We start from the raw sequence: 13,705 nt of genomic DNA, 5'->3' as shown, positions 1-13,705 counted from the left end.
GGAAGAGGTTTCTGCGACACATCGCGCGTCGATGGCAAGCAAAGCAGTGGCCCTGGCAGTCGGCGGACCAGCAGCATCGATGGTTGCTCTGGCCGTCGCGTCCGACCATGGGTTCGCCGCTGCGGTGCTTGCCGCTTCGATGAGTCTGACGGCACTGAGTCCCGTCTGGGTCTTGGTCGGCTTGAACCGACCAGGCCTCATCGTGGTCGTCGACGTAGTACCGCGTGTAGCGCTCAATGTTGCAGCAGCGCTGGCAATCACCGTCGGTGCTCCCTTGGCCACAATTGCTCTTGTCAACGTGCTGAGTGTCCCCTTCGCGTTGGCAGTGGCGGGGCGTACAGCCCGATTCTCGTCTTGGCCGCGGTTCGCAGACTTCCGAAGTGTCTCGCGATCGGCGCGCGGCCATCTACCTCTGACGGCCGGGCGATCCGTGAGCGTTGTGTACACAACAGCGTTGACTGCGATTACTGGGGCCCTGAGTCCGGGTGCGGTTGCCGTGTATGCCGCGACGGACCGATTGTTGCGGATGGGCCTACTCGTCTTGGCCGGAGTGCCTGCGCGCCTGCAAAGTTGGCTCGGGACGGCGCAGGGAGCCGAACTACGACGCCGTAGTATGCAAACCGTATTGGCGAACTTCGCACTGGGTGTCTGCGCTGCGGCTGTCTTCTTCGCGGTCGCAGACCCGGCTGCTCAGTTGTTGTTCGGCGGAGTAGTCACAATCCCTGTTAGCACAGCGGCTCTCGGCTCGTCTTTGGTGGCCGCCATCTGCATCTCGCGCGGGCTGGGACTGGCCCTAGTCGCTGGGCGCCGCGCAAACATGATTGCTTACGCGAACGTCGCAGCTGCTGCCGCAGGACTGGTTATCGCTATCTCCGCTGTTCCAACATTGGGGGCCAACGGGGGGCTTCTGGCTGCTCTGGGGGCCGAGACGGTCGGTGTCGCCCTCCAGGCAATCTTTGTCAGACGGGCCGTTCGCTAGCCAACACTATACTTCGCTTCCCGCCTATCAAGACCGTAGGCCAAGCCTGCGCGACCGAAAAGCCGGGGCGCCATACCGTGTCCGTAATACGGGTCCACGGCAACTACAGCCGTTGTGTCATGCGGCCAGGATCAACCGCCGGTAGGGAAGACGGGTCGACAAGGTCGACCATCGGCGGAGCCTTTTGAGCAGCAACTTCATCAAGACAAGATTCAGTTCGACCGATGCCCGCGACGGCAAGTGCAACAAAGAAGAGCAGGGCCGGGGTGAGGTACTGGAGAAAGTCAAAACCAAAAGCCATCACGGCGAACGACGCAAGCATGCCCTTAGCGAGAGCGTCGCCACGAAGCGCGACCGCAACAAACGCGACCAACAGGAGCGTGAAACCTACTAGGCCAAAGAGCGCTGCCATCGCGACGAACTGGTTATCGAAGAAAAGAACGCCGTACCCCGCCCCGTCGACAATCCCGCGGCTAAAAACCTCTTCGCGGTTTGCCCCCCAACCGAAGAGAACGTGAACGACTGGTTGGTCAAGAATGCGGGTAGCGCTTCCTAAGATGGACATTCGGTACTGAAACGAGTTTGACTCTTTGAATCCGCCGCTTAGCCCGATAATGCCAAGGACGGTAGACGGGTACATAGCAAGACAAGCTGCGACGACGCCGCCGATCGCTACCACATTGACCTTCAATGCCGCGCCTGACCATCCGTGACTGAGCAGCAGTACGGCCGTACCAATTGCCATAGCGATCACTGCGCTGCGGGTCCCGCTGAGAGCAATCAGTGCGAGTGCCATTAGCGTGACCATGCAGAATCTGAATCTGCGATTTTGCAATGCAACGTAGCAGGTTAGAAGCCCAGTCATGGCGGCGAACGTCGCCAATGGAATTGGATGGGCGAACGAGGTCATCGGACGTCCAGGTAGGTTAGGCAGAAGGAAGTTGGGTCTGAATGCTAAATCAGTAAGGCCGTTGCCCATGGGCCAAATCGGGGGAAGTTCAAGTACGAGTTCTCCTATGGCAAAGGCGAAGTGGAATCCGAGAAAAGCCGACAGCGTGCGCGCTAGGGGCTCGAGGTCAGTTCGATTCAACTTGCAGGAAAGGACCACTACGAGAAGTGCGGTGCTGGCTATGCATATGTCCTGCGCGGTGGTCTGGCCCCCCGTTAGCCGGACGAGCTCCATATAGAGAAGCAGGATAATAGCGAGCGATGCGAAGTTGGAAGTCGATGCGCGTACAGGGACCTTTAGGCTGACAAACATTGACAGAGTTGCGGACGCGGCAAGGAACAAGAGCACGAGCTCGACAGGAGAGGAGACGATCGGGACGAAGGTGCTCGCTCCTACCATTAGTCCCACAGCGTGTGCCCTGGGGTGACTGGACCGGTTAACTATCAAGAGCGATATGAACGCGAATGCGACCGCCACAACGACGGTCCCAGCTGTGAGCGTGGGGGGGGCAGGAGTCACGGTCGCGGGCTCTGGGTAGGCGCCCACTTGCTGGGGGCGGGATCGACACGAAAACGGATGCCATCGCGGATGCCGCGGGCGAAAGCAACCAGTTTCGCAAGCTTGTGATCCTCGAAGAGGATCGTCAGGACGATTTGCTGGGGGATCTGCCAGACGCCTTCATGGGTGAGGCCAAGGCGTCTGCCGTACTTCTTAGTGAAGATGACGCGGTTGCGGGCCTTGAAGTAGCAGCGAAACGGACTATGGCCGAAGGAGTGGAATCGCTCGATACGCCAGGACCCACTCAACGTCCGGCGGGGGGTGAACAACCACGTGCGTCGTGCATTCCCAACTTCGTGGAGCAGCGTCACGGAGTTGGCGCGCAGGATCTCGTATCCAGCGAGCATGAGCCGGGCATTAAGGTCATAATCGACGTAGTCAATGAAGAGGCGATCATCAAAACCGCCCACCTCGGTGACCGCGCTTATGGAGACCAAGGCGCCCGAGGTGAGTGCGCCACGCCACGCAGGGTGGGTATAGCGCTCGACGGGAGGAAGTCGTGCATCCAACATCGCAATCTCAAGTTTGTTGCGATCGACTATGAGTGGGGTTGACATCGCAACCCGCGTGCTCATCAGGCCGCGCAGTTCATCCACCATGCCGGGCGTGGCGACACTGTCTTGGTCGAGGGACAAAAGATAGTCCGCACCAACCGCACCCCCGGTGGCCAGCAGCTCGTTCAGAGCGTGGGCAATTCCGTCGTTTCGCCCGTTGAGCACCACTTTGACGTTGGGCCACTCCTTGGACATGGCTTCAAGTTCGGCAGCATTCCGCGACCCGTTGTCAAAGATGACCACACGCGGGGCCTGCGGCGTAATCGCCTCAAGGTTCTGGTGTAGGCGCCTTAGATCGGGGTTGAACGACACGATGCCTACGATCACGTCCTCTGCGACCACAGCCACCACCTCTCAGTCCCCGCGTACTGCGGCCGTTGGAACTTAATGGTCTAGTTTCGGCATGAACGTTAAGTGCCGTTGGTGAACCCCCACAACCTTTGGTGCTGGCTGTCGAAGGTGACCGCTGGCGACGGTCAAAGAGCACCGTCTGGCGGGTCGTCTCTGTGGCGATTACGCGCCCATTTCAGTACCCGGTCAGCTCGCGCTGTTGATCATGCCCGCGCCGACGGTGACTCCGGTGGCCTCGTCGATGAGGATGAACGAGCCCGTGGTGCGGTTCTTCGAGTAGGGGTCGCACAGCAGCGGCACGGTGGTGCGCAGCTGGACGCGGCCGATCTCGTTGAGCCCGAGCTCGCCGGCCTCCTGGTCGCGGTGCAGCGAGTTCACGTCGAGGCGGTACTGGATGTCCTTGACCATCGCACGGCCCGTGCGGGTGGTGTGCTTGATGGCGAGCTTCTGGCGCGGGCGCAGGGGCTCGTTGGTCATCCAGCAGATCATCGCGTCGATGTCCTGGCTGGGCTTGGGCGCGTTCTTGGGCCGGGCGATCATGTCGCCGCGGGAGACGTCGACGTCGTCGTCGAGGTGGATGGTCACCGACATGGGCGGGAACGCCTCGGCGATCTCGGTGTCGAAGAGCTCGACCTTGGAGATGGTCGAGGTCATGCCGCTGGGCAGCACGACGATCTCGTCGCCCTTCTTGAGCACGCCACCGGCTACCTGGCCGGCGTAGCCGCGGAAGTCGTGGTAGGCGTCGGACTTGGGGCGGATGACGTACTGCACCGGGAAGCGGGTGTCGACCAGGTCGCGGTCGGAGGCGACGTGCACGTGCTCGAGGTGGTGCATCAGCGTCGGCCCGGAGTACCACGGGGTGTTCTCGGAGCGATTGACGACGTTGTCACCCTGCAACGCCGAGATCGGGATGACCTCGAGGTCGGGGATGTTGAGCTTGGTCGCGAAGTTCGTGAACTCCTTGTGGATGTTCTCGTAGACCTCCTGCGACCAGTCGACGAGGTCCATCTTGTTGATCGCCAGCACGAGGTGCGGCACGCGCAGCAGCGAGAGCAGCACCGCGTGGCGGCGGGACTGCTCGGTCAGGCCCTGGCGGGCATCGACGAGCACCAGGCCCAGGTCGGCGGTCGAGGCGCCGGTGACCATGTTGCGGGTGTACTGGATGTGGCCGGGGGTGTCGGCGATGATGAACTTGCGCGCGGGCGTGGCGAAGTAGCGGTAGGCCACGTCGATGGTGATGCCCTGCTCGCGCTCGGAGCGCAGCCCGTCGGTCAGCAGCGCCAGGTCGGTGTAGTCGTAGCCCTTGGACTGGCTGGTCGACTCCACCGCCTCGAGCTGGTCCTCGAAGATCGACTTGGAGTCGAGGAGCAGGCGCCCGATGAGGGTGGACTTGCCGTCGTCGACCGAGCCGGCGGTCGCGAAGCGGAGCAGGTCCATCTCGCCCTGGGCGGCGGTGTGCGCGTCGGAGGTCTGGGGGGTGCTGGCCATCAGAAGTAGCCTTCCTTCTTGCGGTCTTCCATGGCTGCCTCGGAGAAGCGGTCGTCGCCTCGCGTGGCGCCTCGCTCCGTCACCCGGGCGATGGCGATCTCGTCGATGATGGCGGCGGTGTCGGTGGCCACCGACTCCACGCAGCCGGTCTGGGTGCGGTCACCCACGGTGCGGAAGCGCACCATCTTCTTCTCGACCGTCTCGCCGCGCTTGGGCTGGATCTCGGGGCCGATGGAGAGCAGCATGCCGTCGCGCTCGACGACCTCGCGCTCGTGGGCGAAGTAGATGGAGGGGATCGCGATCTGCTCACGGTGGATGTAGTGCCAGATGTCGAGCTCGGTCCAGTTGGACAGCGGGAAGATCCGCATGTGCTCACCGGCGTGGATGCGCCCGTTGTAGAGGCTCCACAGCTCGGGACGCTGCATCTTGGGGTCCCACTGGCCGAAGTCGTCGCGGTGGGAGTAGACGCGCTCCTTGGCGCGGGCCTTCTCCTCGTCCCGACGCCCGCCACCGAACGCGGCGGTGAAGCCGTGCTCCTCGATCGCGCCGAGCAGCGTGCCGATCTGCATGCGGTTGCGGCTGGTCTTGCCGTCGTCGACCACGTGACCCGCGGCGATGGCCTCGTCGATCGTGGCCACGATCATCCGCGCACCCAGCCGCTCGACCCACGAGTCGCGGGTGGTCAGCACCTCCTCGAAGTCGAGGCCGGTGTCGACCTGCAGCAACGGGAACGGCAGCTTCGCCGGGAAGAACGCCTTCTCCGCCAGGCGGAGCATGACGATCGAGTCCTTGCCGCCGGAGAACATCAGGACCGGCTTCTCGAACTCGGCGGCGACCTCACGGAAGATGTGGATCGACTCTGCCTCGAGCTGGTCCAGCTGACTCAGCTGGTAGTCGACGTGGGTGTTGGTCATGGCGTTGCAGGGACCTCTCTAGGGACAGCAGCCATCATCGTAGCGACGGGCGGCGTGGGGGACGATTCGCACTGCCGGGCACGGTCGGACAGACTCGGAGGATGAGCCGCACTCCCCGACTCGTTCCCCGCTCACGCACGCGGGGGCGCGCCCTGGTCGCCTGCTCCCTGGGCGTGGCGCTCGTCACCGCCGGCTGCTCCTCGAGCGGTGACGGCGAGGCCGCGCCGCCGTCCTACGAGCGGAGCGACGACGTGACGGCGGACGTGCTGCCGCAGCTCGCGGCCAACGGCGAGGACGTCGAGGCCGCCGCCGACGCGGCGTGGCTGGTCGACGCCACCGTCGCCGACGTCGACGAGGGGACGACCGTGACCCTCGTCGCCCGCACCGACGACGGCTGGACCGAGGTCGACGAGGAGGAGACCGACGCCACGGGGTGGGTCTCCCTGACCAGCCGCGCGTCCGGTGACCTGCACGTGGTGGTCGGGGAGGGCGAGGACGCGATCGGCACCGAGGTCTCGACCGACGACGCCCCCGCGGCGACGTTCACCGACGACTTCGACGACGACTCCGTCGACGTCGAGGGCGCGACGTGGGTGACCCGCGACCAGGGCTACATCGGCGTACGCACCTGCTCGCGCGCCAGCTCGGACGCCGCCGAGGTGACCGACGGCGTGCTGCGGCTCAGCGTGCTCGAGGACCCGGACCGCAAGGGCGACGAGTGCACGTTGCCCGGGCGCCGCAAGAAGTTCCCCTACCGCCTCAACGGCCACGTCGGCACCGAGGGGACCGTGGGCTTCACCTACGGCTTCGCGGCCGCGCGCATCAAGACCCAGGCGGCTCGCGGTCAGCACGCGGCGTTCTGGATGCAGGCCGTCGGCGGGCAGCGCAGCGGGGGCCCCAAGAAGGGCGGCGCCGAGATCGACGTCATCGAGTACTTCGGCGGCGGCCACCCCGAGGGCGGCCTGACCAGCTTCACCTACTACCTCGACAAGGCCGGGAAGAAGCAGACCGTCGGTGGCTGGCTCCCGGACGCGAAGGAGCTCGGCGACGACTGGGCCGAGCAGTTCCACGTGTTCTCGCTGGAGTGGACGCCCGACGAGTACGTGTTCCGCATCGACGACCGGGTCACCCAGCGGCTCGAGGGGCCGACGGCCGGGCGCCCGGAGTTCCTCATCCTCAGCCTGCTGTCCTCCGACTACGAGCTGCCCCGCTTCGACGGCGAGCTGCCCGAGACGATGGAGGTCGACTGGGTGCGGGTCTGGGAGACCGGCCCGAAGCGGTAGCGCCCACGGGTCGGCGGCCTACGGCGAGTCGAGGACGAGCGTGACCGGGCCGTCGTTGACGCTCGCGACGCGCATGTCGGCGCCGAAGCGGCCGCGCTCGACGTGCGCGCCGAGCCGCTCGAGCTCGGCGCAGACGGCGTCGTAGAGCGGCTCGCTGACCGGGCCCGGCGCGGCGGCCTGCCAGGTGGGTCGGCGGCCCTTGCGCGCGTCGCCGTAGAGCGTGAACTGGCTGACCACCAGCACCGGCGCGCCGACGTCGCTGGCGCTCCGCTCGTCGCGCAGCAGGCGGAGGTCCCAGATCTTGCGCGCGACCCAGGCGACCTCGGCGGTCCCGTCGTCGTGCGTCACGCCGAGGTAGACCAGCAGCCCGGGTCGGTCGAGCTCGCCGACCACCTCGTCGTCGACCCGGACGCTGGCGGAGAGGACCCGCTGGATGACCGCACGCATGGTGCAAGGATGCCGCCATGCCTGCCTCACCCGCCGACCACCTGCTGATCACGGTCGCCCCCACTGGGGCCGAGACCGCCAAGGCCGACTGCCCGCAGCTCCCCACCACCCCGGAGGAGATCGCGCGCACCGCGGCCGAGTGCGAGGCCGCCGGCGCGGCGATGATCCACCTCCACGTGCGCGACTCCTCCCACCAGCCGACGCTCGACCAGGCGCTGCTGCGCGAGTGGGTCGCGGCGGTGCGCGAGTCGTCCTCGCTCGTCGTCCAGCTCTCCACCGGCGGCTCGGTGCACGACCCGCTCGACGAGCGGTTGAAGGTGCTCGACGCCGAGCCCGACTCGTGCTCGCTGACGATGGGCACCACCAACTTCGGCGACGACGTCTTCCTCAACCCCTGGCCCTTCGTCCAGGACCTCTACCAGCTCGCCCTCGCGCGCGGGGTCGCCCCGGAGTTCGAGCTGTTCGACCTCGGCCAGGTGCACGCCCTCGGCCGGCTGATCCGGCAGTACGGCGTCCCGGCCGGTGGCAGGGTGCACGTCGACTTCGTCATGGGCGTGCCCGGCGGCATGCCCGGCACGGCCCCGGCGCTGGTCGCGGGCGTGGCCGCGCTGCCGTCGGAGGTCACGTCGTGGTCGGCCACCGGCATCGGCCGCTCGACCCTCGCGGTCGCGATGGCCTCGCTGTCGATGGGCGGGCACCTCCGCGTGGGCATGGAGGACGTGCTCACCATCAGCCGCGGCGTGCCGGTGGAGTCCAACGCCCAGCTCGTCGAGCGCGCGGTCGACCTCGGCCGGATCGCGCAGCGTACGCCGATGACGTCCGCCCAGTGCCGCGAGCTGCTCGGGCTCGCCTGAGCCGTCCGGGTCCTGCCGGCGGTCAGCGCCTGCGGCGCTTGCCGCCCCCGGCCGCGACGGCGTCGTCGAGCGGGGCGTAGCCGTAGCCGTAGCCGTAGCCACTGGAGGCGGCCTTGGCCGGCGTCTGGTTGACGACCACGCCGAGCGTGGTGGCGCCGACCGAGTCGAGGCGCTCGATCGCGGTCGCCAGCTGGTCGCGGGTCGTCCGCCCGTGGCTGACCACGACGACCGCACCGTCGGCGCGGGTGGCGAGCAGCGCGGCGTCGGTCACCGGCAGCAGCGGCGGGGCGTCGAGGATGACGACGTCGTAGCGCGTGCGCAGCTCGAGCAGCAGCATCTCCATCGCCTGGGACTGCAGCAGCTCCGACGGGTTGGGCGGGATCTGGCCGCACACCATGACGTCGAGCGACGTGTCGGCGTACTGCTGCATGACGTCCTCGGCACTGACCTTGCCGATCAGGACGCTGGTGGTGCCGATGGCGTCGTCGAGCTCGAGCCGGTCGGCGATGAGCGGGCGGCGGAGGTCGCACTCGACGAGCGCCACCCGCTGGCCGGCCTGGGTGAGCGTGACCGCGAGGTTGACCGCGGTGGTGCTCTTGCCCTCGCCCGGCAGCGAGCTGGTGATCACGAAGACCTTCTGCTCCTTGTCGACGTCGACGTACTGCATGTTGGTGCGCAGCACGCGGAAGGCCTCGGCCCACGGCGTCGCGGTCGACAGCACCTCGTGGGGCGAGCGCTTGGCGTCGTTGTCCTGGAAGATGTTGCCGAGGACGGGGGCCGAGGTGATCTCGGCGACGTCGTCGGCGCCCTTCACGCTGGTGTCGAGGAGCTCGCGCGCCACGGCCAGGCCGACACCCAGGAGGAGCCCGAGGATGCCGGCGAGCGCCAGGTTGCGCAGCGGCTGCGGCGCGACGGGGGAGCGGGCGACCTGGGCGTCGTCGATGAGGGTCGCCTTGACGACGGCCGCGGTCTCGCCGCGGGGCGTCTCGAGCTCCTCCACGAGGATCTGCAGCTGCTCGGCGTAGACCTGCGCGATGTCGCGGGCGCGCTCGGGGTCGGCGTCGACGGCCTCGATCTCGAGCAGCACCGTCTCCGGGACGGCCGAGGCGGTGACCTGCTCGCGCAGGTCCATCGCGTCGGTGTCGCCGAGCTCGGCGGCCACGCGCTCGGCGAGCTGGTTGCTGGTCACCAGGTCGGCGTAGGACGCCACGCGCTGGGTGGCGAAGAGGTTGCCGGTGTAGGCGCTGTTCTCGTCGGTCTGGCTGGTCGAGACGAAGATCCGGGTGGTGGAGGCATAGGTCGGGGTCACCGACCAGGTCCACGCCGCGGCGACCGCCAGGACGATCAGAACACTCCCGAGAACCAGCCGCCACCGCCGTCGGACGGTGCGCCAGTAGTCCTGCAGCTCCACGCTTCACTTCCCCCTGTTGTCAACGAAACCTCGCAAAGAATAGGGGTTGTGTGGTCCTCGCCCGTCATCGTGGCGTGCAGCGGGGACGTCGCCTGCTCTACTCCCGGTCGACCTTCTTCATCCCCACGAGCCCGGGACGGTAGTCGGGGTCGTCGAGCTGGGCGATGGTCGGCGAGCCGAACATCGGGAGCCCCTGCTGCTTGCGCAGGAAGCCCCACACGATGGGAAGCACCACCAGCACGGCCAGGCCGATGCCGGCGATCAGCATGGGGTGGGTCTCCTCGACGCCGAGCGGGGCCCAGCCGGACTTGTCGAGCAGCGCGACGCCGCTCATCGTCAGCACGATGACGATGCCCCGGCGGATGAAGGACTGGGGCACGCGCGGGGCGAGGTGGGCGCCGATGATCGTGCCGGGCACCGAGCCGATGACGAGCGGGATCAGGATCCCCCAGTCGATGCCGTGGAGCGCGATGTTGGAGATCGCGGCCGCAAGCACGAGCGGCACCGCCTGGACCAGGTCGGTGCCGACGAGCTTCACCGCGGACAGGCCGGGGTAGAGCATCAGCAGGGCGATCATGATGACCGAGCCGGAGCCGACGCTGGTGATGCCCACCAGCAGTCCGCCGAGCATGCCGACCAGCAGCGTCGGGACCACGCGGATCGTCGGGTCGTCGTCGTGGACGTGGGTGCCCGAGCGGACCCGGAGCAGGTTGACGTAGAGGCGCAGGGCGTAGGTCGCCGCCGCCAGCAGGAGGGCGAAGCCGATGCTGATGATCAGCACGTGGTTGAGCTGCTCGGTGTCGTCGGTGAGCCACGCCACCAGGTGTGGCCCGAGCAGCGCCATCGGGATGGAGCCGATCATCAGCCACATGGCCAGGCGCATGTTGGGCGAGCCCTCGCGCTTGTGCACGATCGCGCCGCCGGTCTTGTAGACGGCCGCCGCGGTGAGGTCGGCGGTCACGACCGTGGCGGCCTCTCCCACGCCCAGGAACAGCAGGGCGGGGGTCATCAGGGCGCCGCCGCCCATGCCGGTCAGACCGACGACGACGCCGACGACGAAGCCGGCGACGAGGATCGAGAGGGCGGTGAGGGTCAGCAGCTCAGCCATCGGAGCCTCCTGTGGCCAGCCGGGGGACGATCACGCTCAGCATTCTCGACATTGTGTCGGCCGCGGTGTCCGCCGCCGATCGCCCGCGCCGGTAGGGGTCGGCGATGTCGTGCTCGGGCCGCGCCGCCGTACGGCGGGCGCCGACGGCCGCGACCAGCTCGCGACCGGTGAGGTCGGGGTGCTCCTCCACCGCGGCGGCGAACTGGCCCACGGTGAAGACCTTGCGGAGGTGCTGGGGGAACTCCTCCAGGATGAAGCCGCGGTGGGTGGACTCCGCGGTCAGCACCAGGTCGGCCTCGGCCATGAGCGGCGCGGTGAGGCGGCGGCTCGCGAAGCCCGACGACGTGTCCTCGGCGAGGGTGGAGACCATGACGTCGTCCATCGCGTGGCTGTCGAAGCCGTGCGTGCCCGCGCTGGAGAACTCCACACCCGAGTCGGGCCCGGCCAGGCGGCGCGCGGTGAGCTCGAGGAAGGGCGAGCGGCAGATGTTGGCGGTGCACACGAAGAGCACCTTCAGCGGCTCACCCATCGGTGCCCCGCAGGTGGAGGTAGCCGGCCTCGTCGAGCGCGACCAGGACGTCGTCGAGCGCGTCCTCGACGGTGCGCCCGGTCGTGTCGACGCGCACGGCTGGGTCGTCGGGCTCCTCGTAGGGCGAGGAGATGCCGGTGAACTCGGGGATCTCGCCGGCACGGGCCTTGGCGTAGAGGCCCTTGCGGTCGCGGCGCTCGCACTCCTCGAGGGGGGTCGCGACGTGGACGAGGAAGAACGCGCCGCCGGCGGCCTCCACCATCTCGCGCACCTGGTCGCGGGTCTCGGCGAACGGGGCGATCGGCGAGCACACCGCGACGCCGCCGTGGCGGGCGATCTCGGCGGCGACCCAGCCGATGCGGCGGATGTTGGTCTCGCGGTCGGCCCGGCTGAAGGTGAGCCCGGCCGACAGGTTGCGGCGTACGACGTCGCCGTCGAGGCTGGTGACCGTGCGGCCGCCCTGCTCGAGCAGGAGGTCGACCAGCGCGCGGGCGAGCGTCGACTTGCCGCTGCCCGACAGCCCGGTGAAGAAGAGAACGAGGCCCTGATCCTCGGGAGCCGGCTGGTCCTCGTCGACGATCGCGGCGACGGCGGCGGGGAGGTCGCCGGAGGTCTCGGCGAGGGCGTGGACCGGGTCGTCGACGGCGTAGGTCTGCACCACCCGGGCGCCCAGGGCGTGGTCGGCCTCGGCGTCGCCGTGGGCCGGCAGCGGCACCGCGACGACCGCGGCGTCCGGCAGCAGGTCGGCCGCGGCGAGGGTGGCGCGGACCAGCGCGACGGGGGACAGGGGGGAGGTGCCGGTGCCCGACAGCGCCAGCAGCACCACGCGGCCGAGACCGCGCAGCTCGTCGAGGTCGGCCTCGCTCAGCGCATCGACGACCGGGACGAACGTCGCGCCGGCGTGCTGCTCGCGCACCTGCGCGGGGGTGAGGTGCAGCCGGCGGAAGGGGCCGTACTGGGCGTGCGTCAGCGGCTCCAGCGACCCGTCGGCCGCGACGCGGGCCAGTGGCAGGCCCTCGGGGTCGACCAGCTCGGCGTCGTCCACGCCGTCGGGCAGGTCGAGGGTGACCACGCTGTCCGGCTCGTTGAAGCGGGTCAGCGGGGCGTAGGCGCCGGAGACCAGGAGCTCCAGGTCGTCGAGCTCTGTCGGCGTGGGGCAGTGCTGGATCACCCGCGCATCCTCTCAGAGCCGCGGTGAGTAGCCTGCGGGACATGTCGTCTGCCGCCTCCACCACCACGCCGGCCGGTCGGCCGGTCGTCGCCGAGATCGTCCGTTCGGGCTTCGTCGAGGGCCACCACTACGGCTCGATCGTCGCCCTCACCGCCGACGGCGCCGTCGACTGGTCGGTGGGCGCGGTCGACGTCCCCGTCCTCCCGCGCTCGAGCAACAAGCCGGTCCAGGCGCTCGCGATGGTCGAGCTCGGCCTCGACCTGCCCGACGAGCTCCTCGCACTCGCGTGCGCCTCGCACTCCGGGGAGGAGTTCCACGTCGAGGGCGTACGCCGCACGCTGGCGAGCGCGGGCCTCGACGAGTCGGCGCTCCGGACGCCGGCCGACTACCCGCTCGACGACGCGGCCCGGGAGGCCGTCGTACGCGCCGGGGGTGGACGGGCGCCGATCCTGATGAACTGCTCGGGCAAGCACGCCGCCATGCTCGCGACCTGCGTCCTGCGCGGCTGGGACACCGAGACCTACCTCGACCCGGCCCACCCCCTGCAGGTGGCGATCGCCGACACCTTCGCCCGGCTCACCGGCGAGCCCATCGCGGCGGTCGCGGTCGACGGGTGCGGCGCGCCGCTGCTCTCCACGTCGCTGACCGGCCTGGCGAGGGCGTTCGCCGCGCTGGCCACCGCGGACGACGGCCCGGCCCGCCGTGTCGCCGACGCGATCCGGCGCCACCCCGAGCACGTCAGCGGCACCACCCGCGACGAGCTCGCCCTGCACCGGGCGGTGCCGGGACTCATCGGCAAGGCCGGCGCCGAGTCCTGCTACGCCGTCGCCCTCCCCGACGGTCGTGCCTGGGCGCTCAAGACCGACGACGGCGCGGCGCGGGTGCGCCCCGTGCTGATGGCCGAGGCGCTGCGGCGCTCGGGGGTGCTCGACGAGGACGGGGTGGACGCCGCGGCGGTGCGCACGACCGGGCGCGTCGACCTTCTCGGCGGCGGGGTCCCGGTCGGGGAGATCCGCGCCGTCTTCTGAGGTCGAGCGGGGTCCGCCGGCACCGTTGCGAACAGGTGGCTAGCGCCGACAAGCCGCATGGGTCGAGGACTCTGTGAGGGG

12 protein-coding genes are annotated in these 13,705 nt (G+C 68.6%); 3 read left to right on the top strand and 9 right to left on the bottom strand.

The annotated features are described in order from the left end of the window. Positions 1-1,082 precede the first annotated feature (1,082 nt). From AC3X7Z_RS05320 to cysD, 4 genes are all read right to left on the bottom strand, one after another. Entirely contained in the window at positions 1,083-1,889 is an 807-nt protein-coding gene (locus tag AC3X7Z_RS05320) for an O-antigen ligase family protein (RefSeq protein WP_489975246.1), read from the bottom strand. A 554-nt stretch (positions 1,890-2,443) separates the two neighbouring features. Then, complete coding sequence (locus AC3X7Z_RS05315; RefSeq protein WP_489975245.1) at positions 2,444-3,382, bottom strand: glycosyltransferase; 939 nt, start codon at positions 3,380-3,382, stop codon at positions 2,444-2,446. A 195-nt stretch (positions 3,383-3,577) separates the two neighbouring features. Then, entirely contained in the window at positions 3,578-4,879 is a 1,302-nt protein-coding gene (gene cysN / locus AC3X7Z_RS05310) for a sulfate adenylyltransferase subunit CysN (RefSeq protein ID WP_186339251.1), read from the bottom strand. Next, complete coding sequence (gene cysD / locus AC3X7Z_RS05305) at positions 4,879-5,793, bottom strand: sulfate adenylyltransferase subunit CysD (protein WP_186339250.1); 915 nt, start codon at positions 5,791-5,793, stop codon at positions 4,879-4,881. Before cysD ends, cysN begins: the two co-directional genes overlap by 1 nt. Before the next feature lie 101 nt (positions 5,794-5,894). On the opposite strand from cysD, the gene AC3X7Z_RS05300 reads away from it, so the two are divergent. Continuing rightward, the gene (locus AC3X7Z_RS05300) at positions 5,895-7,076 is read left to right on the top strand and encodes a glycoside hydrolase family 16 protein (RefSeq protein ID WP_489975244.1); all 1,182 of its coding nucleotides are present in this window, start codon (positions 5,895-5,897) and stop codon (positions 7,074-7,076) included. Positions 7,077-7,094: 18 nt separating this feature from the next. Here the strand turns inward: AC3X7Z_RS05300 and dtd are convergent, their stop codons facing one another. Further along, positions 7,095-7,523 carry a D-aminoacyl-tRNA deacylase gene (dtd, locus tag AC3X7Z_RS05295; RefSeq protein ID WP_489975243.1) on the bottom strand — a complete coding sequence of 143 codons (429 nt, stop codon included), beginning with the start codon at positions 7,521-7,523 and terminating at the stop codon, positions 7,095-7,097. 17 nt (positions 7,524-7,540) lie between these two features. Here dtd and AC3X7Z_RS05290 point away from each other — a divergent pair, with 17 nt between their 5' ends. After that, the gene (locus tag AC3X7Z_RS05290) at positions 7,541-8,377 is read left to right on the top strand and encodes a beta-keto acid cleavage family enzyme (RefSeq protein WP_489975242.1); all 837 of its coding nucleotides are present in this window, start codon (positions 7,541-7,543) and stop codon (positions 8,375-8,377) included. A gap of 22 nt (positions 8,378-8,399) precedes the next feature. Here the strand turns inward: AC3X7Z_RS05290 and AC3X7Z_RS05285 are convergent, their stop codons facing one another. From AC3X7Z_RS05285 to cysC, 4 genes are all read right to left on the bottom strand, one after another. Continuing rightward, complete coding sequence (locus AC3X7Z_RS05285) at positions 8,400-9,788, bottom strand: tyrosine-protein kinase domain-containing protein (RefSeq protein ID WP_489975241.1); 1,389 nt, start codon at positions 9,786-9,788, stop codon at positions 8,400-8,402. A 97-nt stretch (positions 9,789-9,885) separates the two neighbouring features. Then, entirely contained in the window at positions 9,886-10,896 is a 1,011-nt protein-coding gene (locus tag AC3X7Z_RS05280) for a sulfite exporter TauE/SafE family protein (RefSeq protein ID WP_489975240.1), read from the bottom strand. Next, positions 10,889-11,425: an arsenate reductase/protein-tyrosine-phosphatase family protein gene (locus AC3X7Z_RS05275; protein WP_489975239.1), complete on the bottom strand. Its 537-nt coding sequence runs from the start codon at positions 11,423-11,425 to the stop codon at positions 10,889-10,891. The genes AC3X7Z_RS05280 and AC3X7Z_RS05275 overlap by 8 nt, the downstream gene beginning before the upstream one ends. Further along, positions 11,418-12,596, bottom strand: a complete 1,179-nt coding sequence (cysC, locus tag AC3X7Z_RS05270) for an adenylyl-sulfate kinase (RefSeq protein WP_489975238.1) — start codon at positions 12,594-12,596, stop codon at positions 11,418-11,420. The genes AC3X7Z_RS05275 and cysC overlap by 8 nt, the downstream gene beginning before the upstream one ends. 41 nt (positions 12,597-12,637) lie before the next feature. Here cysC and AC3X7Z_RS05265 point away from each other — a divergent pair, with 41 nt between their 5' ends. After that, positions 12,638-13,624 carry an asparaginase gene (locus tag AC3X7Z_RS05265; RefSeq protein WP_489975237.1) on the top strand — a complete coding sequence of 329 codons (987 nt, stop codon included), beginning with the start codon at positions 12,638-12,640 and terminating at the stop codon, positions 13,622-13,624. The last annotated feature ends 81 nt before the right edge of the window (positions 13,625-13,705 follow it).

The organism is Nocardioides sp. Z24_21 (assembly GCF_058134345.1).
The sequence above is the reverse complement of the archived record's forward strand: the minus strand, read 5'-3'. Positions and strand labels throughout refer to the sequence as shown.